Below are 22,884 nucleotides of genomic sequence, written 5' to 3'. Positions count from 1 at the left end.
CGAGCTTGTTATGATTTAAGTGCATTGTTTGCATAACTCACCTGTACGCTATTCATGAAAAAATTTGACAACATCGACCTGAACCTGATGAAAGTGTTCTACTACGTGTACGAAACACAATCGGTACAAATGACGGCAGATCGGCTCAATATCAGCCAATCTGCTTGCAGCCACAGCTTGGCGCGTTTGCGCAGTCGGCTCAATGACGAGCTGTTTATTCGCATCAACGGGAAAATGATTCCGACCAACCAAGCCGAACAACTAGCGCAGTCGATTCAACCCGCACTCGAATTGCTCTACAGCGGCCTCAACACTGCCACGCCATTTGATCCCGCCGTAGGTCAGCATCATTTTGTCATCTCTGGTTATGATTTTAGTGCTTGGTGCGTGATGCCAACGCTCACCGCTTATTTGGCGGAGCATTTCCCCAATATCACGGTAAGGCTGGTTCAAAGCGACAAACAGATTCCCACCGAGCATCTGGAGTCTGGGGAGATTGATCTCTCGTTGGGCTTTGATCATGAAGCGGAGCAGTCGAATCACATCGGGAATGCGATTTGGCAGAGTGGGCAATATTGCATTGCGATGGACAACCAACACGATGCTTTGATGGCGGGTCGCCCCTTGGATCTAGACACCTTTTTGGCCTATCCACATGTGTTGGTGACGCCGTGGAACGAGCCGCGAGGCATTGTGGACGCCACACTCGGCAAGCTGAACAAAAAACGGCAGGTCGCGGTCACGTTACCCAGCGTGTTGAGTGCGCCATTTTTGCTCAAGGGCACGAACTACTTTCTCGCCGCGCCTGAAAGTTACCTCGAGACCTTAGCTGACACGCTGCAGTTGGCGTTTGTCGCGCCGCCTATCCCGATTCCGCAGTATCACATCAAACTCTATTGGCACAAGGTCAGAGAGAAAGACCCCAAAGTCAATTGGCTGATTCATCGCTTGTGCGATCTTGCGGCGATCCCCCTCAATCCATGGTGATGATGGAGGGGGATTGGGACGACACACTCAGCGGATTCATACTTTGAAATTTGAGACTTGAGTGTTTAATTCAAGGTAGACACTATTGAGTTCATTGAACTGCTGACGAATGGCTTTTGATGCCCGATCCACGCCGTCAGTTTGCTCTTTCATCGCAATCAAGTTCTGATTGATCTCGTTCGAGACACTCGACTGTTCCTGCGTTGCCAAAGCCGTTTGTTCTGACAACGCCCTGACGGAGCTGAGTGAATCGTTCAGGGCATCAAAGACTTGTATCACACTATCAAAGTTATTCACGGCGCTATGCGCATTCGATTTGCTCTGCTTAATCGCCATAAACGCATCGGAAACACTGTCCGACAATTGACTGATCATCTTCTCAATTTGATTGGTACTTTCACCCGTTTGGGTCGCGAGTTGACGAACTTCATCGGCCACCACGGCAAACCCTCGTCCAAACTCGCCTGCACGCGCCGCCTCGATCGCGGCATTCAATGCGAGCAAATTGGTTTGTTCCGCAATGCCACGAATCACTTCCAGTACTGATGAAATAGCCTCGGAGTTTTTCTCCAGTTCCTCAGCTTTCGTCATCGTGACCTCAATATTCGCGACGAGCGAATCGATGCTGGCATGCGAAGACTTCACCACGCCTCGCCCCCGGTCAATGTGTTCAGCAGCCGATGTGGATTCATTCGATGTATGAGAAGCAACATCGGCCATCTGGGCATTGGCCATCGACATCTCACTGGCCGCGCTCACAATGGAGTCGCTGGATTCAACCAATCTTTGGGTAATTTGATTCACCGAATTGGCGACCGCCTCCAGTTGATGCGTTGAGTCACCTAACGCAGAACTCTTCAACTGGACCGTCTTCATAATGGTTTGTAGATTCCCGACAAACGTATCAAACTCATGTGACAAATCGCCCAGTTCATCTTTCGTCGTCGAGTTAATTCGCGCGGTCAGATCACCATCACCATCCGATATTTCTCGAATTCTTTGCGATATATTGGTGACATTCTTCGTAATACTTTTAGGAATATAATAACTCACCACAAAAGCAACCATAAAACCGATAATGACGATGATGATGGTCATATCTTGATATTGTTTGATTTCCTCTGCGGTCTGTTGCTCTTCTATTCGCCCTTGTTGTTTTACCGCCTCTCCCGCTTGATCCAATACCGCGCGAATCCGTTCAAATTTATCATCCGTTTCAACTAAAACATCACTCTTATTCTCTGAAACGTTTATTTCACTTGAATCCATTAATTCAGAACTCAATTTAAACCAACCGGAAAAAATACTATCAAATTGATCATAAGGGCGAACTAATTCGGGTTCGGAAGCCATTAAGGTACGATACGATTGAAATCGGTTATTTGCTTGCAGCGCATTGTCTTGGAAATCTTTGAGATTTTGATTCGCATCGCCAATACCAGAAACAAACTTCTGTTGGGCGAGACGGGATTGATACAGGTCGCGATCCGCATTCAGCACTTCGGCAAGCGCATCCAGATAACGCTTGAGCATCACCCGATCAATGGTGTCTTCACGCCATGCCGACACATGGTTACGAATCTTCGCTTCTGCTTGATCAAGCATATTGCGCATCGTAAAAAAATCTTTATCAACAATCACTAAGCGATCATTCACTGATTGATTTGCACGATAAACGGACGACACATTTCGACTACTTTGCAACCACGCCTCATAGAGTGCGTCAAAGTCACGAAAAGGCTCGATTAACTCAGGTTCATCGGCCAAAAATTCGCGGAAACGTTGAAAACGGTCATAGACTTGTTGAGCGTTCTCTTCGAAATCTTGTTGCTGTTGTTGCTTGTCCCCGTAATTAGAGAGCATTTCTGCTTGAGCTAATCGCGCTTGATATATATCGCGGTCAGCATTCAATACTACGGCAATGGCTTCAAAATAAGACTTCGTTTGTTTTTCCATCGCTCGTTCGTCGATCTTGATGATGACTTGCATAAAGATAAAAACGGAGACAACCAAAATGGTGAGAAAAATAATGGGCAACATCATCTTTAATCTTATCGAGTGGAGTCTCATCATAGCCTCTTTATTCAGCAAACATTGACGACATCATCATGGCATTTTTCTATCCCATTGAGTCTAGTTCAACTTTCTCAAGGTGCGTAAAAATACACAGAAAACACCTTAAATAAGGGAACATGATTGAATTATTGCCCTCGATGATTTCATCTATCGTATACCGTTCGATGGGAGACAATTGCATTCCATTCGTCTGTTCCGTTCGAAAAAAATATTGAAACCACATAGGTTTCACCGATGCGGGATCGAAATGAGTCGTCCTTTGTTTGACCATTTTATTGCGTAACACCGATAGTTTTCATTTTGTGTCAGTTACAGCGCACTTTCGAGTTGGCCACGACAAGTCTGCAAGATTAAATGTGGGTTCATTTCTCTAAGAAGCTAGAATCTAGAGCTATCTCAATGCGAGGTAGATTGAAAAGCAAAGCTGCAAACGTATCAGGAGCGACGACGCATGCAGCTTTGTTTTATGGGGGTTAGCTTAAATCGTTACCGTTAGATGCGATAACTTTTTTATACCAGAAGAAGCTTTTCTTACGCTTTCTATCACGTGTACCATTACCATTATCATCTTGATCGATATAGATAAATCCATATCGTTTTGACACTTGGTTGGTACTAGCACTCACAATATCTAATGGTCCCCACCATGTGTAACCGAACAAGTTAACGCCATCATTAATCGCTTCTCTCATCTGTTCAATATGTTGGCGTAAGTAGTCAATTCTGTAATCGTCTTGAATAGACCCATCTTCAGCCACTTTATCTGAAGTCCCTAGACCATTTTCTGCGATGAACAAAGGTTTTTGGTAACGGTCATGCAATTGATTTAACGCCAAACGCAGGCCTTTCGGATCGATCTGCCATCCCCATTCGCTACTTGGTAAATAAGGGTTCTTAATACCACCTGTAATCAAATTCCCTTGAGCTCCCTCTAATTGTTCAGGGTTGGCACTGACAGTACTGGACATGTAGTAACTGAAAGAAATGAAGTCAACCGGATGTGCAGCTAGAATTTCGTCATCGCCAACATGCTTCTCTAAAGTCACACCTTTTGCTTTAAGCATGCGTTCAGCATACGGAGGATATGCACCTCGAGCTAAGACGTCAGAGAAGTATAATGAAACCCGTTGTTGTTCTTCACAGGCTTGTACATCTTCGGGTCGACAAGTATTTGGATACAACATTTGGTAGCTGATCATGCAACCAATTTGAACGCCAGGTATCGTTTCTCGACATGCTTTAGCAGCTAATGCACTTGCTACAAACTGATGGTGGGCACCTTGATATTTTGCTTGTTCAATATTAGGGTGGCCTTCTTCAATGATACCGACACTCACGTATGGGTGATGTTTCACACAATTGATCTCATTAAACATCATCCAATATTTCACTTTATCTTTGTAACGATTAAACACGGTCGTCGCAAAATTCAAATAAAAATCGATGACCTTACGGTTAGTCCATCCGTCATAGCTCACCGCCAAATTCAGAGGCATTTCATAGTGAGAGAGTGACACGATTGGCGTGATGTTATGTTGCTCTAGGCATTCAAATACACGGTCATAAAACTCTAAACCCGCTTGGTTAGGCTCAGCTTCGTCACCGTTTGGGAAAATACGTGTCCAAGCCAATGACATTCGAAAACACTTAAATCCCATCTCTGCAAATAGCGCAATATCCTCTTCATAACGGTGATAAAAATCAATGCCGTGACGCTTTGGATAGTATTTTGTTGAGTTCGGGTCCATTGCTTCCTGAACTTGGGCATGCGTCATCATAAACCATTGATCAGACCAAGTTTCTTTGGGTGCTTTATCATCAAAAATGTAAACGTCAGAAACCGACAACCCTTTACCGTCTTTATCAGAGCCACCTTCAATCTGGTTTGCAGCAGTCGCACCGCCCCATAGAAAATTATCTGGGAAACCTTTTAATGTATTCATGTCTATTCCTTATTTTATCGATGCATTAAGCAAAACTGGGTTGGGTGGCTAATTGAATAACGTGTTCATCTGCTTTAACGTTTTCATTCAGTATGAATTCCTGATAATCCGATGTATTGGTAACCACCATGATGACGCTCGTATCAAAGCTTTCTCTTTCAAGCGCCTCTAGGTCGAACTCCACAAGTGGTTGTCCAATCGAGATCACATCCCCATCTTGGATGCTCGATGAAAAATATTTACCATTGAGTTTTACCGTATCAACACCAATATGAATCAGAATTTCAGCGCCATTGTCACTGGTAATTGCTAATGCATGTTTAGTCGGGAAAATTGAAGTCACCGTGCCGTTAACAGGTGAAGTAACGACCCCTTCAGAAGGTTTAATGGCGAATCCCTTACCAAAGGTTTCTGTCGCAAATACCGGGTCACTGACGTCTTCTAATTTTACAAATTCGCCTTTGGCCGGTGCGAAAATAGATTCTTGAGCGCTACCTTCTACAGACAATTTCGTTTGATTTGATACAGATGTAATCTCTAGATCTTTCAGTGCTGATGTACTTTTTTTCGTATCAGCACTTTCTTTTGCATCAGTTTTTTCTTCAAAACCAACCACAAAAGTAATTGCCGCCGCCGCAATGAAACTAATCAACATACTGCCGATAGCATAGAAAAACGTTGGGCCAGCCAAGGCTGGAATACCCGGTAAACCACTCATCGTAAATGCGTAGGCTTTTACACCAGCAGTCACAGCAAAAGCACCACCTAAAGCACCACCAATCAACGCTGCGAAAAATGGCTTTTTCAAACGAATGTTGACACCATACATTGCTGGTTCGGTGATACCCATTGCCGCAGTCAGACTGACTGAGAGCGCAAGTGATTTAAGTTTCTTATCTTTAGCTCTCAGGAAAACACCAAATGCAGCGCCAGCCTGGCCTAAGTTAGCAACAAAGAATATTGGCTTTATTGGGTCGAACCCCATGGTGCTGACATTGTTCACCATCACAGGAACAAGGGTGTAATGCATCCCTGTGATGATAAGTACTGACATTGTGCCGCCCAAGATAAGACCGGCAAGCCATCCCATATTTTCAAGGAGCCACAATACACCACCAGTGAGGTGTCCCCCCAAGAACAAACCTATTGGACCTAATACACTTAACGTAATCGGCGTAACAATGATAAGTGTGAATAAAGGCACAAACATGGTTTTCAATGAACCCGGCATAAATCTGTCGATGAATTTCTCGACATAAGACATCAGCCAAATCGCTAAAATAATTGGAATAACCGAAGATGCATAAGAGGCCGGTGTAATTGGAAGGCCAAAAAAGCTGATATCGATACCGCTTTGCTTACTCGCAGCAAATAAACCCGACAGGCTTGGGTGAAACAAAGCAGCGGCAATCGCCATTGCTACATAAGAATTACATTTAAAACGTACGGAACAACTGTGAGCCAACACAATTGGCAACAAATAAAAAACGCCATCACTGATAGCATTTAATATCTGGTAGTTTTGGCTATCTTTGGGAAGAATATTAAACGTGAGTAAGAGAGCAAGGATCCCCTTCAGGATACCTGCACCGGCAATCGCTGGGATAATTGGCGAAAATATACTACTGATAGTTTCCATCAGGAAGGCTAATTTCCCCGACTTTTCAACAGTTTCGTTTTCAGCATTGCCTTCTTGCGATGATTTACGTAAGCGAGGAATCGCTGCGTATATTTCATCACAAACTTTGCTAACTCTATCGCCAAGAATGACTTGGAATTGGTCACCTGAAAGATTGACACCAAATACGCCGTCGAGATCTGCGATCGCATCTTGGTCAGCCTTCGAGAGATCCTTTAAATTGAATCTTAAACGCGTGATACAGTGAAAAAGCACCGTAATATTGTTTTCACCACCAACTAATCTCACAATCTGATTAGCTAAGTTTTTATTTGACATGGTATGTCTCCAGAAAGAAATGTTAATTGGCTGCTAGCGCAGCGAATAATCCCTCTGGTGTTTGCCTGATTGAACAGTAACAAGCCTTGTGGAAATAAATGTAACTATCTAACGTCGTTCAGAACTCTGTCAATATGAATGACTAAATACAGTTTTTCCGAGTCACTCATCGGGTGACCGTATGTTTTTCGAACAAATTCAGAAATCGTATCAACACATTGATGAGTTTTAGTTAATTCTTTGATTAACAAGTCCGACAGTAAAGAATCGTGATTTGTAATGACCTCCTTTTTACCAATACGTTGGGCAAAAAACTTAAGATGAGTAACGAATCGATGATAATTTTGTGAATTTTCATCCAGTTCAACATTAAAAACATACTTAACAATATTAAGTATTTGATAAACAATTTTTGTCAGTGACTTAAAATCATTTAAATTGCTATTATCTGCATTAATAATATGCAACGCGATACTACAAGCCTCAGATTTTTCTAACAGCACTCCCCAATTTAAAAGTATTTTTTGAATGATACCTTCAGCAAATTTAAATTCTTTATCGTAAAAACTGCGAATCTCCCATTCAAAAGGGTTCGGTATACTTAAACCGTCTTTAGAGCGTTTGATGGCGAAGTCTAAATGATCCGACAACGACACGAACAAACCATTGCCAAATTTTCTGTTCAGTGCTTTTTCCGCTTCATCGCAGATAAATTCTGTCATCTGAACAACTTCGAGAGGCAAACTTTCCATCAATACTTTAAGTCGTTCAGATGTCGCATCGCCTTGATTTAAAACGAAAACTTTTTCTGCGACATGTGGATCGATGGCTTTGCCGGGTTGCGCTTTAAAACCTAACCCTTTTCCTGTCAGGATTAACTCCCGTCCACTCTCGTCGGCGGCACTGACCACGTTGTTATTGAGCACTTGTAGTATTGTAAACATGCCTTTGTGTTCTCGCTAGGATACTAAAAAACAAAAAAGGCGAACCTGCTATACAAAACACAAAGCCAGCCATCACTAGCTTTATTGTGTTATGCATACAGTTTCGCCCTAATGGTAACAATCTGTATATATGTTTTTCAAAGTACATGAATCGCTGGGTAACGTCTATTCAGGATTGTTGCATCTGTGAACTCTATCCGCTTTTCTTATCAAAGAGACAAAAGCCGATTTACTGACTAAATCTAGGAGCTCAGTTGAAAAGCGTACACCAAGAGAGCGACCGTGATAGGAGACAGCACTGTCGAAAGCAAAATTACATCTGATGTTAACGAACATTCGCGTTCATAATATTCCGCCACCATAAAAGGCCCTGTCCCCGTAGGCAACGCAGAAAGCAACAAGATACAGAGTAATGCTGGCTCAGGGAGTGAAAATAGAGCACTCACAAGAAGTAAGACTAGCGCTGGATGGACAATCAACTTCGTAAACACAAACGCTACAGTTCGTTTGGTGATAAACGCACTCGGCCGATTAACTTTTCTTCCACCAATGAAAAAACCAATCGTCACTAAAGCACAAGGTGCTGCTGCGCCCCCCAGTAAATCTAATGATTGGCTCATGAACAGAGGCAGATGTAAGCCAAGAATTGGCACAATAGAAGCAATGACAGGCGCGACAATAATTGGGTTACTCGCCACTTTTTTCACAACGGTCATCGCAATCTGTCGCTGATTTTTTCCGCTGCTGCAACCGCATTCAACCAAGATAATGCTGAAGGCGAACAGTATACACACGGTAATGATTGTTGCACTCAGCGCATAGGTTTGAGACTCCTCACCCACAATAGCAAGCAGCAATGGAAACCCCATGAATCCAGTGTTTGCATAACTACTGTTCAGTGCATCAATTGAAGCATCGGCTAATACACGCCCTCTTTTTAGCTGAAACAACAACGTGAATATGAAAAGGATGGCTGTCGCCAGTAGAAACGCAGTAATAAATTCAGGACGCCACAATTGTTTCCACTTAGATGTTGCGACGATCTTGAAGAGCAGCGCCGGAAGGGCGAGAAATACAACAAATTTATTCAACTCTTTTGTGGCTTGGTCGCTAACCCAACCTTTAGAACGCAACAACCAGCCACTGAAAATCAAAGCAAATATGGGGCATATAATCAAAAATGTAGATACCACGTCATACCCATTGTTTAGAAGAAAAAACTCACTCTATCCACACACCTTCATTTAATCTAATATAATTATTCACACCTCTTGATACCTTTTCTGTATGAACATTGATATTAAACAACTCAAGTACTTTGTCGCTGTCGCTGAAACTGGGAATATTGGTCAAGCCGCGAAATGGCTGCACCTTACGCAGCCACCGCTTAGTCGGCAGATTAGCCTCTTGGAAAATGAGCTATCTACCCCCTTTTTATCAGACATCCCAAGGGGGTGACATTAACACCGGCTGGAGAGAGTTTTTACAAGGACTCTAAGCAGATTTTGGCTTCTCTATCAGATGCTTATAAGAACGTTCAGAACATTGTTCAAGGTAAAGCCGGGCAACTTTCCATCGGGTTTATGATGCATGCGGCGTACAATATAATTCCTCAACTGACAAAGAAATATTTGGCCCAATACCCCGACGTTGCTTTGCACCTGCAAGAGGTCATTCCCACAGAACTCGTTCAACTGATTCAAGCCGCTAAATTTGATGCCGCAATCATGTGGAAAACAGAGTGTGATACAAGCTTAAACGTATTAAAACTCAGAGAAGAGAAGCTTTGCTTAGCGGTGCCATCCACGCACCCACTCGCGAAAAGCGACACCGTTTCTGGGGCAGCGCTTGCACAAGAATCCTTTATCGCAACACCATTAAGCGTTGCGCCTGAACTACGGAATGCACTACAAAGTTATGCCCGCCAATTCAATTTTGAACCCAAAGTAATTTTGGAAACTCAACTACAGCAAACCATCGTTAATATGGTGTCAGAAGAACTAGGGATAGCACTGGTCCCTGAACCACTAAAGAAGATTCAAATACCTAACGTAACGTTCCGAGATTTACCCAATGCTCCTACTGTGGAATATGTCATCGTTTGGAGAAAAGACAGCCTCAATCCAGCATTATTGAACCTAATTGAACGGATAAAAAGCGACTTTAATATGTATTGAAGCACCAGAAATTTGCGCACGAACACGGGACATCTGTGACCGTGCCAAACGACAAGCCATTAGAAAAATCAATGAGATTTAGACCACTTGATGAGGTTCAAATGAATCAATCATGATGGTGTAAAAAATAATGACGGTATGGAAATACTGGTGGTATAGAAATGAAGCGGTAGAAATACTGAGGGTTCAGCAGATGGGTGGAAGCCCCAGCCACATCCCGGCACACACGTCATTCGCTGTGGCTGCTTCCTTCCGGACCTGACCAAATTCACGAACTAGTGTTGCGGGAGGACCAGGGCCCCCATAGGTCACTTCAGCTTGTCGCCGAAGAGTGGTGAGGATTATCCGGTATCGCCCTTGCTATTGCAACCCCAAATCGGGGGAAAAGCATTGATTTACCGTCAACTGCCCACCATTTGAACAATTTGATTAATTCACTTCCATCACTTCTTTCGTTGAGCGCACCACGCTCTCGAATGGCCGTTTATGCTTCTCTTTGTACATCGCAATATCGGTTTGATGCAGCACTTCTTGCAGCGACATGTACCGCTCACGATCCGTCGATACACCAATCGCAACACTGACATCAAAGCTCACATCGCGCTCGGTGCAGATAAACAGGAAATGTTGTAGTTGCTCGATGATGGCTTGCAATGCTTCACCGCGCGCCTCACCGACCAAAATGAACTCATCACCCCCAATGCGGTACGCATTGCCCTTGCCTTTCCACACGTGTTGAATCCGTACCGCAAGCTGCTTGAGCACCTTGTCACCAATTTCATGGCCATAGGTGTCATTGATGGGTTTAAACTGGTTCACATCGAGATACACCAGCGTGGTTCGTGCCGATAAACCGCGTCGATAGCGACGATACAGCGACCGGCGATTGCGCAAGCGAGTCAGGTTGTCGGTATTCGATTGCACATTGAGGTACAGCGCGACACTCACCAGCACCAGCACCAACAGAATGAACAGCCATTGGCTGTGACGGGCAAAACGCTTTTCGGTCAACAGCGTCGCACGCCAGTCGGGTTGATAGTCGTATTTTTTGATGATCTTTTGAGTGTCGATGATTTTAATCGCGCGCGTGAAGAGCGGCGCCAGCGCTGCACCCACGGGATTCTTTGGAAAACCAATCGCAATATCGTAAGCATAGAAACTGCCAATCATGGGATCTTCCACAATCGGCAGCAACGAATCGGCATCCCGCAGGATCTGATTGAAATTGGCTTTGCTCAGCACGATGTAGTCGACTTGTTTGTCCAGCAGCGCCTGAATCTGCTCCTCTTGGTTGGAGAAAGTGACTAAGCCTTTGTTTGGCAGCATGATTTGCATCAGCTCTTCAAAGAAATCGTCTTTCACCACACCGATGCGTTCCACCACCAGCTCCGAGACATTGCTGTACACATTCTCTTTGTAGCCTTCACGTTTCACCATCACCGCTTGTGGGTGGTAATAACTTTCGCTGAAGTAGACCACTTTTTTACGCTGCTCAGAAATGGAAATCGGAGCCACGATATCAATGTGCTTATCCTGAATGTCGGCAAACATGCTTTCCCACGTTTCATCGGCAGTACTGACCAAATCACACTTGAGCAGCAGAATGTCACACGCTTGGAACACAACATCAGCGCTGATGCCTTTCACCGAGCCATCATTGCCGTAATTAGCATATTGAGTCAGGTTCTCCAACTTCACGCGTAGCGGGCGCTGTTGATTCACGCCACTGTCGATCACCGCTTGGCGCAGCGCCTGTTTGCGAATGTCGAATTGATATTTTTGAATCGATTCACGCAGCAGTTTTTGCACTTTGGCGGAGTGCACAAAGGTTTCGAATGATTTGAGTAACTCAGCATGCTTGCCTTTGGGCACAATCAGCGACACCGGCTGAATCGAAATGCGATCGTTGAGCAACTGCGCATCCAAGCCGCGAGTGAGCATGGGTTTGAGCTGGTTAATCGCATCCACGACCCCATCCACATCGGCATTTTCCAGTAGTACTTTGGCTTCGCTGAACCCGTCGTATTCCACTTGTGTCAGGTGCGGATAGTTTTCTCGAATCAGCTCACCGTAAATCGTCCCTTTTGGCACACCGATACGTTTGATTTCGTCCAGCGTGGCATTGGTGTAGCTGTAAAGGTAGGTGTATTCGATATTGGTGGGCGCCGAATAATCAAAGCGTTTGGCGCGCTCATCGGTGTACGTGACGTTCGCCGCGAAATCACTTTCACCAGATTCGACCGATTTTAAAATCGCATCGAAACTGGGGTAATTCACATACTGAATATCGATATTAAATTGGTACGCGATCGCATCAAATAGCACACGCGTGACGACATCGTCCGCTTCAGTCGCGACTAAATAAGGTTGATCATTTTTCGGTTGCGCAGCTTGAGCCAGCACTGTGAAGAAGAACAGCATTAGCAACAACCAGACGCGGGTTGTTAGCGTTTTAAACATTGACGTTGTTTTTTATAGAATTGTAATTTTAATAACCGCTGATAATACCGAAACTTCACGCGTATGCTAAGGACTTATGATGGCAAGCCCCATAAGTTTGCACTAGATTCGATTTTTGATGCATACGTTTACAACGGCTGTTCTTCTGTGCTTTTTAAAATGTAGTCCGTCATCCAAGCGGTCGACAACAAACAGAGCCAAACCACAAACACTGAGTTCGGCACGTCAATGTCGGGCGACAGCACCACCGCCATGAAACTCACCGCAGGCAATGTCCAGCACAACAGCTTGCTCCAGTGAAACGATTTGACCTGCGATAGGCTCTCCAATATGGCGACCAAGCCAGTCAGACACAACGCAATCACCGATGCGAATGTGAGCCCAGCGACCCACAACGGAATGACTAGCCCCAGCGCCCACCAGCTATGGCGATGGCTCGGTTTCCAGCTCGCAGCCGCCCACCACACAGCCATCACCGACACGATCTGGACGATGGTCATCCAAGGGGCGCCGCCCAGTTTTCCTGCCGATTGCGTCACCATGATGCCCACTTGCAAGGTCAGCACAATCAAAGCGCTGACCGCCATAATGCCTTTATTGCTGCCTCGTGAAAACGCTACCATCATCATGGGGAAGAGAACCCACATGCTCACAGAAAGCGCAACGGGTTGGTGCGGAAGGGTAATGCCAAAAGCAGCCATCCCAGCCAGCAGAACGAAGCCACTCACGCCGCCACGTGGCAGAATCCAGAGTGCGGGAATAACGAAGGTGATGAATGGAATGTCACCCTCGCTTAAGCCAAGCGCTCGGGCACAGACCATGACCAATACCGTTGTGATTAGAAATTGAAACGTGGACAATACCAACTCCAGCTCCTTATACCTTTCCGTGGTAACTATTGAACTAGGGACACTCTCATTATGGACCAATTTTTAGCACAGATCTTTGCTGTTATTCACCAAATTCCGCACGGAAAAGTTTCAACCTACGGCGAAATTGCGCGAATGGCCGGTTATCCGGGTTACGCGCGCCATGTGGGAAAAGCCTTGGGCAACTTACCCAAAGATAGCAAACTGCCGTGGTTTCGGGTGATTAATAGCAAAGGCGAGATTTCACTCATCGGCCCCGATTGGGACCGACAGCGAGAACGTCTGGTCGCGGAAGGCATTGCAGTCAGTGCTGAGGGAAGAATTTCCCTCAAGAAATACAAATGGCAGCCCTAAGGCTGCCATTGGCTTCATCACGCCGTGAACGTGATCAGCACAAAGCGGTCATGAAACCACTCAGTTAGCGCGAACGCCGACTAGCTTCAAATTCACTTGGTTAGTGTTATGCTCATCAGTAATCACACCGTAATGGGTGTCGGTGATAAAGCGCAGTTTGCCGTTTAGCTCAATACGAGCGCTGACACTGTAGGTATGACGCGCGTCGATTTGCGCGCTGTCGTATGCCAGTTCAAACGCAAACGGTACTTGCTTGCCTTTCGTCTCAAAGGTTTGAGTCGCGATCACTTTCGCTGGCGCATCCATCAGAGAAACGTCTTGCAAAGTCACGGTCACCACCGCGTTGTCGGGCAGCGCGATGCGCTCACGGTATGCCATGGTGCCGCTGACGGTTTGCATAGTAGCGGGTGTGGTTTGCGTCATTGGGCTAGTCTCCTCCGCGTTCTGGCAACCCACCAGAACCGAACCCAGTAAAACCGATGACGCCAAAATTAATGCCTTTTTCATAGTGCCTCACTTGAATCAAGGAAATCGCAGGCATTATAAGATCCGTTTCATAAACTGTCATGACACACGCTAGGTCTTGACAAATATTTGACCGAACTCACAAAATAACAACGCACATAACCAAACAGGTGAGGAGCCATGAGCAAACCATTAAACGAGCTGTTGGACTTACTACAGCTAGAAAAACTGGAAGAGGGTCTCTACCGCGGCGCAAGCGAAAACCTTGGCTTACCACAAGTATACGGTGGTCAGGTGATCGGTCAGGCGTTGTCGGCGGCGCGTTACACGGTTGCACCCGATCGCACCGTGCACTCTTTTCACAGTTACTTCCTCCATCCTGGCGATCCTGAAAAACCGATCATTTACGATGTTGAGAACCTGCGCGATGGCCGCAGTTTTAGCACACGTCGCGTGAAAGCGATTCAAAACGGCCGCCCAATTTTCTACCTCACCGCCTCTTACCACGGTGAAGCGCCGGGCTTTGAGCACCAGAAAACCATGCCGGATGTTCCGGGGCCAGAGAACTTTGCCTCAGAATCCGAATTGGCGGCGCAAATTGCGCACCTGCTGCCAGAAAAAGTGAAGAAAGTGTTCTGCGGTGAAAAGCCGATTGAGATGCGCCCGGTGACCGTCATCAATCCGCTGAATCCGCAAAAAGCGGAACCCAAACAGTACCTGTGGATTCGTGCCAACGGCGAACTGCCTAACAACCAACTCATTCACCAATACCTGCTGGGTTACGCCTCAGACTGGGGATTTTTGGTCACGGCGCTGCACCCGCATGAAGTGACGCTGATGACACCGAAGTTCCAAGTGGCCACCATTGACCACTCGATTTGGTTCCACCGTCCGTTCAAAATGGATGAATGGTTGCTGTATGCGATTGAAAGCCCGACGGCAAGCAACACGCGCGGCTTAGTGCGTGGGGAAATCTACAACCGGGAAGGCCATCTGGTCGCTACCGCCGTGCAAGAAGGCGTGATGCGATTTAAAAACAGCTGAGTTTTTCGCACTGAGGCTTTACCTTCACCCAAGGTCAGGCTTTAAAGTGCTACCGACATTCACTTTGGAGGGGACATGATGGGATGCTGTAATCAACCACCCAATGGCGGTAGCACAGACATCAAACCGCTACTCAAAGCATTCGCGGTCTTGCTGGCCGTGGTTTTGCTGCTCGCTTGGTTATTTGGCTAAGCTCACGATGCCGTCAATCACCGAACATCCGCTCACCGCGGCGTTCGGTGGTTGCGCGTTAAAGCGGTAGCTCGGTGGTGTATTTAAGCGATTCCATCGCAAAAGTCGATGTGACATTATTCAGCCCGCCGACGCTGTTCACCAGCTTTTTGTAAAACTGGTCAAAGTGCTTCATGTCTTTGACCAGCACTTTCATCATGTAATCGTACTCCCCCGCCATGCGGTAGAACTCCATCACTTCCGGGTAGTCATCCACCGTCGCCACAAAACGGCGATACCACTCGTGCGAATGGTCGCTGGTTTTGACCATCACAAAGGCGATAAACGACAAGTCGAGTTTTTCCGGATCAAGCAGCGCGACCCGTTTGCTGAGAATGCCGGATTCTTCCAGCTTTTTCAGTCGCTTCCAGCAAGGCGTGGTGGTGAGATGAACCGCTTCCGCCAAATCGTTGAGCGACACCGTGCTGTCTTTTTGCAAAATTGCCAAGATCTGACGATCAATTTTGTCGAGTTGCATACGTTTAACGCCATTCGGGAGAAAATTATTCTCCAAACCTACAAAACCATAGGCAAATTAGCAAAGTTTTTCTCTCCCCTTACAGCTAAATTATTCCCATACCGATTTCAATGTTCCCAAACGTTGCGCGACCTTGCGCTGGGTTTGGGATTCACGCTCATGGAGAGACCTATGTGCACCGACCATCAATGGATTAACAGCGCGATTCGCAAAATCGAAGCCGACTTTCAACGCTCTGCCGACACGCACCTGATCAAACTCGACCTGCCGTGCGTGGCTGGCATCGACATCTATCTGAAAGATGAAAGCACTCACCCGACCGGCTCACTCAAACACCGTTTGGCGCGTTCACTGTTTCTCTACGCCATTTGTAACGGCTGGGTTGGTCCGGACACACCGATCATCGAATCATCCTCCGGCAGCACCGCGGTGTCTGAAGCATACTTTGCGCGCCTGCTGGGTCTGCCATTTATTGCCGTGATGCCCAAATGCACCGCACGTAAGAAGATTGAGCAGATTGAGTTTTACGGCGGCAAGGCTCATTTGGTCGACCGCTCGGATCAGATTTATGACGAGTCGCGCCGTCTGGCCAAAGAGCTGAATGGTCATTACATGGACCAATTCACCTACGCCGAGCGCGCCACCGACTGGCGTGGCAACAGCAACATCGCCGACAGCATTTTTCATCAGATGAAGATGGAAGATCACCCGATTCCAAGCTGGATCGTGATGAGCCCGGGTACAGGCGGCACCTCAGCAACCATTGGCCGCTTTATTCGCTATCAGCAGCACAACACCAAACTGTGCGTGGTCGATCCGGAGAATTCGGTGTTTTACGATTTTTACCAAACCCGCAATCCGAACCTGACGCTCAAGTGCGGCAGCAAAATTGAAGGCATTGGCCGCCCTCGCGTTGAGCCAAGCTTTATTCCGAATGTGGTGGATGAGATGCGTGTGGTGCCGGATGCAGCAAGCATCGCGACCATTCAATGGCTGGAAAAAATTCTCGGCCGTAAAGCGGGCGCCTCCACCGGCACCAACCTGTATGGCGCGCTGCAACTGGCGAGTGAGATGAAACGCCGCGGAGAAACCGGCTCGATTGTGACGCTGCTGTGCGACAGCGGTGAGCGTTATCTCGATACCTACTACAACCCAGCCTGGCTGGCGGAGAATATCGCCGATCTGTCACCGTATCTGGCCAAGCTGGAAACGTTTCAGGCCACTGGCGAACTGGCTTAAGTTCAACTGACGGCAGCTCCTGGCGTCGCCCCATTCGAATCACAATGCGCGCTTACGATGGCGCGCGTTGAGGATATCTTCGATCTGCTTTTGCTCTTTGCGCGCACGCTCAAAAGCCTGCTTTTTGCGCCAGCGCTCCAGCACCTGTTCTAACCCTTTGACCCGCGCATGTTTACTCTCCAGCACCTGTTGCACCGAATGACACTGCGCCGCCATCACCGCTTGTTCCTGCTCATGGTGACGCAGCAGTTTTTGCAGCATGTGGTCGACCCGATTGAGGTTCATCAACAGCGCACTGTTGAGCGTTGGCGCATGCAGCGTTGAATCGCCAGCGCTGGATTTAAGACTCGCCAATTGATTGAGCTGCGCTTGCAGATATTGATGACGCTGGCGCATCGAATCGAGCTGCTGCCCGATGCGGTCGCGGGTTTTCTCTTCGACCTGTTGCAGTTTGCCGACGGCGCGAATCTTCTCTTTCATGACTTATCTCACGGCATTTGAAACAGCTGAGCCAGTTGGGTCAGGCTTGCGTTGTAATCGACACGCTCTTTGGCCGACTGTTGCAGAAATGCTTTGAGATGAGGATACATGGCGACGGCGCGATCCAGCTCCGCATCCTGCCCCGGCTGGTAACCGCCGAGCGGCAGCAGCTCTTTGACCTGCAAATAGTTGGCGTAAAGCTGACGAAACTGATTGGCAACCGTGACGTGCGCCTCCGGTGTCACCGCCGACATACAGCGGCTGATCGACGCGTTGACATCAATCGCCGGGTAGTGCCCTTGCTCGGCCAACTGACGCGACAACACCACATGACCATCGAGGATCGCGCGCGCCGAGTCGACCACCGGATCTTGCTGATCGTCGCCTTCGGCCAGCACGGTATAAATGGCGCTCAGGCTGCCATCCGGGTTGTCGCTGTTGCCCGCCCGCTCAAGCAGTTGCGGCAACACGCTGAATACCGACGGTGGATACCCGCGCGATGCAGGCGGTTCGCCAAGCGACAAGGCAATTTCACGCTGCGCCATCGCATAGCGGGTCAGCGAATCCATCAGCAGCAGGACATCTTTGCCCTGATCGCGAAAATACTCCGCCACGCGGTGGCAAAGCAGCGTCGCGCGCAGACGCATCAACGGCGACTCATCCGCTGGTGCGGCAATGATGATCGCTTTGCGGCGTGTGTGTTCAGTCAGGTTGCGCTCGATGAATTCACGCACCTCGCGGCCGCGTTCCCCAATCAGCCCGACCACAATCACGTCTGCTTCCGTGTTCTGGGTGATCATCCCCATCAGCACACTTTTGCCCACGCCACTGCCGGCCATCAGGCCGATGCGCTGACCTTTGCCGACCGTCAGCAGGCCATTAATCGTGCGGACGCCGACATCGAGCGGCGTGTCCACCGGGCGACGTTTGAGCGGATTAATCGGCTTGGGTTCGAGCGACACGCGGTCGCCACCGCGCAGCGGCGCGCCGTCATCCAGTGCTTCGCCTAACCCGTTCACCACCCGGCCGAGCCATTGGCTGCTGAGCTGCACCGTGCTGTCGCCTTCCAGCGGCACCACTTTTGCCCCCGCAAACAAGCCCCCCAAGCGGCGAATGGGCATTAAATAGGCGACATTGTGGTCGAAACCGACCACTTGTGCTTCGATCATGTCGCCTTCAGCGGTTTCGACCAGACAGCGTTGTTCGAGTTTGAAGCGGCAGCCCACCGCTTGCAGCATCAGGCCGTTCACCTTCACCAGTCGCCCGGTCACCCGCGCCACTGGCACGGAATCGAGCGACGCGATGGCATCGTTGAGGCGGTCCGTCAGCATTCCGCCGCTGTGCGGATTACTCATCCGCCACCTCTTGCCCTGCGGTGACTTCCTCCAGCAAATGCTGTTTCACATTGTCCATGCACGCTTGCAGGCGTGAATCACAGCTGGCATCGGCTTCGGCATCGTCCGTGACCAGATGGCAACCGCCCACGGGCAGCTCTTTGTTCGCCACCAGTTTCCAGCTCTTGGGCAGATCGGCATTGATGTCGCGAATGCGGTCCAGATCCTGCGGATTCAGATGCACGGTCACGCTTTCCGCTTTGCCCGGCATCGCATCGAGGGTTTCGCCCACCAGCGACAGAATCTGCTGCGGCATCAGCGTCAGTTCAGCGCGAATGACCTGCTGCGCGACTTTCTGCACCAGCTCACAAATGATGTGACGCTGCTGCTGCTCGCGTTCCGCCTGCCAGCGCGACAGGGTTTGATACAGTTCGTTGACCGGCTTGGCAGCGTCCAAAAAGTGCTGCTTACCGGACTGTTCGCCGGAGACAAAGCCTTTCTGAAACCCCTCTTTCTGGCCGTCCATCATGCCTTGTTGCTTGCCCTGTTCCAGCCCCTGACGCAAACCTTCGTCATAGCCCTGCTGCAACCCTTGCTGAAAACCGGCTTCGAGCTGCTGCTGAATATCCACCTGCGTGTCCTGCCACTCGTCATCGGGCAACCGATCGTCCGGCGCCTTCACTGGCTGAGCCAGTGGTGGGAAACGGTGCAGACGATAACTGCCCGTAGGCAGACGCATAATTTTTTCTGCTGACATGGCTTACTCCACCGTCGGTTCCTGATAAAGCAGCAGTTCGATTTCGCCTGCTTCGCTCAGTTCACGCACAATCTGCATGATGTCCTGACGCGCGCGCTCAACCCGGCTAAGGGCCACCGCACCACGCACCTGCATATCGTCTTCCAGCGCCTTGACCATACGTTGCGGCATCGAGCGTTTGATCGCCTGTTGCAACGTGATCTCCGCCCCTTTGAGCGCAATGCCCCACAGCTCCATCGGTACTTGTTGCACCAGACGGTCCATGGTCTCTTCGCGCTGACGGCCGAGCACCATAAAGTCAAACATGTTCTGTTCGATTTCGCTCACCACATCTTCATCATGCAGTTTGAGCATTTCCATCAGCGTGGCGCGATCGCCTTCAAAGCGGTTAATGATATCCGCGACCTGCTTCACGCCGGACAGCGGCGCGCTTTGCGTCACCGAGACCTGTTCAATGCAACGTTCAATCAGCTCATTGAGATCGTTGGCGACCTGATGGTCGATGTCCTGCAGACGCGCGATGCGGTACAGCAGCTCATCGTGATAATCCTGCGGCAGGCATTTCAACACCGCAGACGAACTGTCCGGCGGCAGATAGGCGAGGAAAATCGCCTGCATCTGCGGGTGTTCGTTGCTGATAAAGCGCGCCAGCATGTCCGCGTCCACCCATTGCAGACGCTGCATGTTATTGCGAATCTCGTCGCCATACAGGGTGTTGAGCAGGCCTTTGGCCAGATCGTTACCCAGCGCTTTGCGCAGCGTGTTGGACAAGTACTCTTTTGACGCGCCACGAATGCCACTGTGCTGACGAAAATCATCAAAGAACTGCTGAATGATGTTTTTCGCGTTGTCGCTTTTGATGCCGCTGAGGCGCGCCATCGCTTTGGTCACGCGCTGCGTTTCATCGCGGCTGAAATGACGCAGCACTTTCGCCGCGGCATCTTCGCCCATTCCGAGCAGGACCAGTGCGGTCTGCTCGACATGATTAAGCTCTTGGTTCTGCGTTGACTGTGCTGTGTTCATTCACATTTACCCACTGTTTCAAGACTTCTGCGACGCGTTCTGGCTCTTCATTGGCAATCAGCTGCAGATGTTTCAGTTGAATTTCTAACGGCGATCCCGGCGGTGGCAACATGTCGCTGCTCACGTCCAGACCGCTGGATGCTTTGATGCCTTTCTCCTCCAAGCGGCGGTTGAGCGCATCTTCCCGTTCACGCTCTTCACGAGTTTGAAGATTTTCGTAGTAAGGCTCTTCTGGCGGCGGCGCAAATTCCAGCTCTTGGCTGCGACGATCCGCACCGGTGAGATGCATGATCAGCGGACGCAACACGAAAAAGATCATCGCCATGCCCAGCAGGCCGCCAATCACGTAACGCAGCGGCTGCTGCACGGTCGGGTCCTGCCACCATGGAATGCTTGGCGGCGCTTCAATCTCAATCGGCGTAAAGTTAAAGCTCATCAGGCTCAGGCTGTCACCGCGTGCGGCGCTGATGCCAACGGCATCCATCAGCATGGCGGAGATCTCCGTCTTCTCTTGGTCGCTCCACGCGGTGCCATTCGGCGCAGCCGCCGAGTTCAACAGCACAGAAACGTTGAGTTTTTTCACCTGGCCTTGCTGGTACTGCGTGCGGCGCACACTGCTGCCCACGGCGTACTGGCGGTTGATTTCAGAGCGCGCGTTCGAGTTCTGGCTGTCCTGAGTCGGCTTCTCACCAGTCACTGGCGGCTGGTTGCTCAGCGACCCCGGAATGCCGAGCGCAATCTGGTCAATCGAGTTGTTCTGAACGGTGTGTTCGTTTTGCACCACCGGCGTGTTATCGAGGATTTCCTGTGTCTCTTCCACACGGCTGAAATCCATGTCGGCTGCCACCTGCACGCGGAAGTTGCTTGGCCCGACGATCGGCGTCAGCATGTCTGCCGCGCGCTGAATCACCTGCTTCTCTAGATTCTTCTGGTAATCAAGGTATTTGGCGTTCACTTTGCCTGAATCACCCGACGCCACGTCGGCGCTCAGCAAGCGGCCATACTGGTCAATCACCGAGACGAATTCCGGCTTCATGCCCGTCACACTGCCCACCACCAGATTGATGATCGCTTCCACCTGCTCCGGTTTAAGGTCTTCACCCGCTTTGAGTTCCAGCATGACGGATGCCGACGGCGCTTCGCCGTTCTGGCGCACAAACAGCGTTTGACGAGGAATGGCCAGATGCACACGCGCGTTCGACACCGCATTGAGTGCGATGATAGTGCGCACTAACTCACCTTCCAGACCGTGACGGTAACGGGCGGTTTCCATAAACTGGCTGGTGCCAAGCGAGCTGTCTTCCTGCAGTGAATCCAGTCCGGTCGGCAGCTTGGCTTTGATGCCTTTGGCAGCCAGCAGCATGCGTACGCGCGCCACTTCCCCTTCCGGCACCAGAACTTGGCCATTCTGCTCTTGCAAGCGGTAGCTGATGCTTTCCGCTTCCAGCACCGAGACAATATCGCCCACATCAAACTGCTCTTGCTGACCATACAGCGCACGGAAGCTCTGCGACGAACTCCACAGCGCGACCACAATCAGCGCCGCCACAATCGCGGCCAGCACCGCAGAGAGCACCAGATTGCGCTGACTGCTTGACCACAGCTGTTTCAATTTACGGCTGACATCGTCCATGCCTCTGACCGAAGCGCCATTCGGGCTGATGCCACTGGCACCCGCCACTTGAGTAGTAAGTTCAGACATGATTTACACCGGCATCTTCATAATGTCTTCAAACGACGCAACCACTTTGTTGCGCACCTGCATCAGCGCGTTAAACGACAGGCTGGCCTTCTGGCTGGCGATCATCGCCCCGACCAAATCGTCGCTCTTGCCGGTTTCCACCGCGGTCATTTTACTGCTGGCGACCGCTTGATGCTGGTTCACCACATCCAGAACCTGCGTCATGGCCGATGAAAACGACAGGGGCGGATTGACCGCTTTGACGTCCAGCGGGTTCGCACTGACGACGAAGTCCGGCGTCGCCTCTACGCGCATCGCGTCCATTTTGGTGAGCATTAACTGCTCGGCGGACATTGCATTCCCGATAGGTTGATTTGCCATGTTT

Annotated in this window: 21 protein-coding genes and 1 other RNA gene; 6 read left to right on the top strand and 16 right to left on the bottom strand. The window is 49.3% G+C overall.

The genetic code is table 11. The features are described from left to right. Positions 1-54: 54 nt before the first annotated feature. Positions 55-987: a LysR family transcriptional regulator gene (locus VFA_RS04615; RefSeq protein ID WP_004725135.1), complete on the top strand. Its 933-nt coding sequence runs from the start codon at positions 55-57 to the stop codon at positions 985-987. A gap of 36 nt (positions 988-1,023) precedes the next feature. On the opposite strand, the gene VFA_RS04610 is transcribed toward VFA_RS04615, so the two are convergent. From VFA_RS04610 to VFA_RS04585, 5 genes are all read right to left on the bottom strand, one after another. Next, complete coding sequence (locus VFA_RS04610; protein WP_004725134.1) at positions 1,024-3,030, bottom strand: methyl-accepting chemotaxis protein; 2,007 nt, start codon at positions 3,028-3,030, stop codon at positions 1,024-1,026. Between the two features lie 506 nt (positions 3,031-3,536). After that, complete coding sequence (locus tag VFA_RS04600) at positions 3,537-5,006, bottom strand: glycoside hydrolase family 1 protein (protein WP_004725133.1); 1,470 nt, start codon at positions 5,004-5,006, stop codon at positions 3,537-3,539. Positions 5,007-5,031: 25 nt separating this feature from the next. Then, complete coding sequence (locus tag VFA_RS04595) at positions 5,032-6,963, bottom strand: beta-glucoside-specific PTS transporter subunit IIABC (protein ID WP_004725132.1); 1,932 nt, start codon at positions 6,961-6,963, stop codon at positions 5,032-5,034. 104 nt (positions 6,964-7,067) lie between these two features. Continuing rightward, positions 7,068-7,907 (bottom strand): PRD domain-containing protein, encoded by an 840-nt coding sequence (locus VFA_RS04590; RefSeq protein ID WP_004725131.1) that lies wholly within the window; start codon positions 7,905-7,907, stop codon positions 7,068-7,070. Positions 7,908-8,149: 242 nt separating this feature from the next. Further along, on the bottom strand, positions 8,150-9,100 hold the full coding sequence (locus tag VFA_RS04585; RefSeq protein WP_038150944.1) for an AEC family transporter: 951 nt from the start codon (positions 9,098-9,100) through the stop codon (positions 8,150-8,152). Positions 9,101-9,194: 94 nt separating this feature from the next. Here VFA_RS04585 and VFA_RS23655 point away from each other — a divergent pair, with 94 nt between their 5' ends. Together VFA_RS23655 and VFA_RS04580 are read left to right on the top strand one after the other, a co-directional pair. After that, positions 9,195-9,365 (top strand): LysR family transcriptional regulator, encoded by a 171-nt coding sequence (locus VFA_RS23655; protein ID WP_086027262.1) that lies wholly within the window; start codon positions 9,195-9,197, stop codon positions 9,363-9,365. Positions 9,366-9,412: 47 nt separating this feature from the next. After that, positions 9,413-10,084, top strand: a complete 672-nt coding sequence (locus tag VFA_RS04580) for a LysR family substrate-binding domain-containing protein (protein WP_004725129.1) — start codon at positions 9,413-9,415, stop codon at positions 10,082-10,084. 201 nt (positions 10,085-10,285) lie between these two features. Here the strand turns inward: VFA_RS04580 and ffs are convergent. From ffs to VFA_RS04570, 3 genes are all read right to left on the bottom strand, one after another. Then, positions 10,286-10,382: signal recognition particle sRNA small type (gene ffs, locus VFA_RS23115), an RNA gene on the bottom strand. Positions 10,383-10,513: 131 nt separating this feature from the next. Beyond that, positions 10,514-12,544 carry a GGDEF domain-containing protein gene (locus VFA_RS04575; RefSeq protein ID WP_370447162.1) on the bottom strand — a complete coding sequence of 677 codons (2,031 nt, stop codon included), beginning with the start codon at positions 12,542-12,544 and terminating at the stop codon, positions 10,514-10,516. A 128-nt stretch (positions 12,545-12,672) separates the two neighbouring features. Continuing rightward, on the bottom strand, positions 12,673-13,410 hold the full coding sequence (locus VFA_RS04570; protein WP_038150940.1) for a VP0952 family biofilm-associated protein: 738 nt from the start codon (positions 13,408-13,410) through the stop codon (positions 12,673-12,675). Positions 13,411-13,464: 54 nt separating this feature from the next. Here VFA_RS04570 and VFA_RS04565 point away from each other — a divergent pair, with 54 nt between their 5' ends. Next, positions 13,465-13,767 (top strand): DNA base-flipping protein, encoded by a 303-nt coding sequence (locus VFA_RS04565; protein WP_004725126.1) that lies wholly within the window; start codon positions 13,465-13,467, stop codon positions 13,765-13,767. A 60-nt stretch (positions 13,768-13,827) separates the two neighbouring features. Here VFA_RS04565 and VFA_RS04560 read toward each other — a convergent pair whose 3' ends face one another. After that, complete coding sequence (locus VFA_RS04560; RefSeq protein ID WP_081454425.1) at positions 13,828-14,274, bottom strand: YbaY family lipoprotein; 447 nt, start codon at positions 14,272-14,274, stop codon at positions 13,828-13,830. A 138-nt stretch (positions 14,275-14,412) separates the two neighbouring features. Between VFA_RS04560 and tesB the strand changes: the two genes are divergently transcribed. Then, positions 14,413-15,276, top strand: a complete 864-nt coding sequence (gene tesB / locus VFA_RS04555; RefSeq protein WP_004725123.1) for an acyl-CoA thioesterase II — start codon at positions 14,413-14,415, stop codon at positions 15,274-15,276. Positions 15,277-15,526: 250 nt separating this feature from the next. Here tesB and VFA_RS04550 read toward each other — a convergent pair whose 3' ends face one another. Next, positions 15,527-15,985: an Lrp/AsnC family transcriptional regulator gene (locus VFA_RS04550; protein ID WP_004725121.1), complete on the bottom strand. Its 459-nt coding sequence runs from the start codon at positions 15,983-15,985 to the stop codon at positions 15,527-15,529. A gap of 171 nt (positions 15,986-16,156) precedes the next feature. On the opposite strand from VFA_RS04550, the gene VFA_RS04545 reads away from it, so the two are divergent. Then, positions 16,157-17,224 carry a PLP-dependent cysteine synthase family protein gene (locus VFA_RS04545; RefSeq protein ID WP_004725120.1) on the top strand — a complete coding sequence of 356 codons (1,068 nt, stop codon included), beginning with the start codon at positions 16,157-16,159 and terminating at the stop codon, positions 17,222-17,224. 39 nt (positions 17,225-17,263) lie between these two features. Here VFA_RS04545 and fliJ read toward each other — a convergent pair whose 3' ends face one another. From fliJ to fliE, 6 genes are read right to left on the bottom strand one after another with little or no spacing between them, the layout of a single operon-like run. Further along, positions 17,264-17,704, bottom strand: a complete 441-nt coding sequence (fliJ, locus tag VFA_RS04540) for a flagellar export protein FliJ (RefSeq protein ID WP_004725119.1) — start codon at positions 17,702-17,704, stop codon at positions 17,264-17,266. An 8-nt stretch (positions 17,705-17,712) separates the two neighbouring features. Then, positions 17,713-19,059: a flagellar protein export ATPase FliI gene (gene fliI / locus VFA_RS04535; RefSeq protein ID WP_004725118.1), complete on the bottom strand. Its 1,347-nt coding sequence runs from the start codon at positions 19,057-19,059 to the stop codon at positions 17,713-17,715. Beyond that, entirely contained in the window at positions 19,052-19,795 is a 744-nt protein-coding gene (gene fliH / locus VFA_RS04530) for a flagellar assembly protein FliH (RefSeq protein WP_004725117.1), read from the bottom strand. Before fliH ends, fliI begins: the two co-directional genes overlap by 8 nt. Before the next feature lie 3 nt (positions 19,796-19,798). Continuing rightward, the gene (locus tag VFA_RS04525; RefSeq protein ID WP_038150936.1) at positions 19,799-20,818 is read right to left on the bottom strand and encodes a flagellar motor switch protein FliG; all 1,020 of its coding nucleotides are present in this window, start codon (positions 20,816-20,818) and stop codon (positions 19,799-19,801) included. Next, entirely contained in the window at positions 20,781-22,520 is a 1,740-nt protein-coding gene (fliF, locus tag VFA_RS04520; RefSeq protein WP_004725115.1) for a flagellar basal-body MS-ring/collar protein FliF, read from the bottom strand. Before fliF ends, VFA_RS04525 begins: the two co-directional genes overlap by 38 nt. A 3-nt stretch (positions 22,521-22,523) precedes the next feature. Beyond that, the gene (gene fliE / locus VFA_RS04515; RefSeq protein ID WP_014204738.1) at positions 22,524-22,880 is read right to left on the bottom strand and encodes a flagellar hook-basal body complex protein FliE; all 357 of its coding nucleotides are present in this window, start codon (positions 22,878-22,880) and stop codon (positions 22,524-22,526) included. Positions 22,881-22,884: the final 4 nt, after the last annotated feature.

Origin of the sequence: Vibrio furnissii CIP 102972 (assembly GCF_000176175.1) — a bacterium.
Taxonomy (GTDB): domain Bacteria; phylum Pseudomonadota; class Gammaproteobacteria; order Enterobacterales; family Vibrionaceae; genus Vibrio; species Vibrio furnissii.
This window is presented reverse-complemented; position numbering and strand designations above follow the sequence as displayed.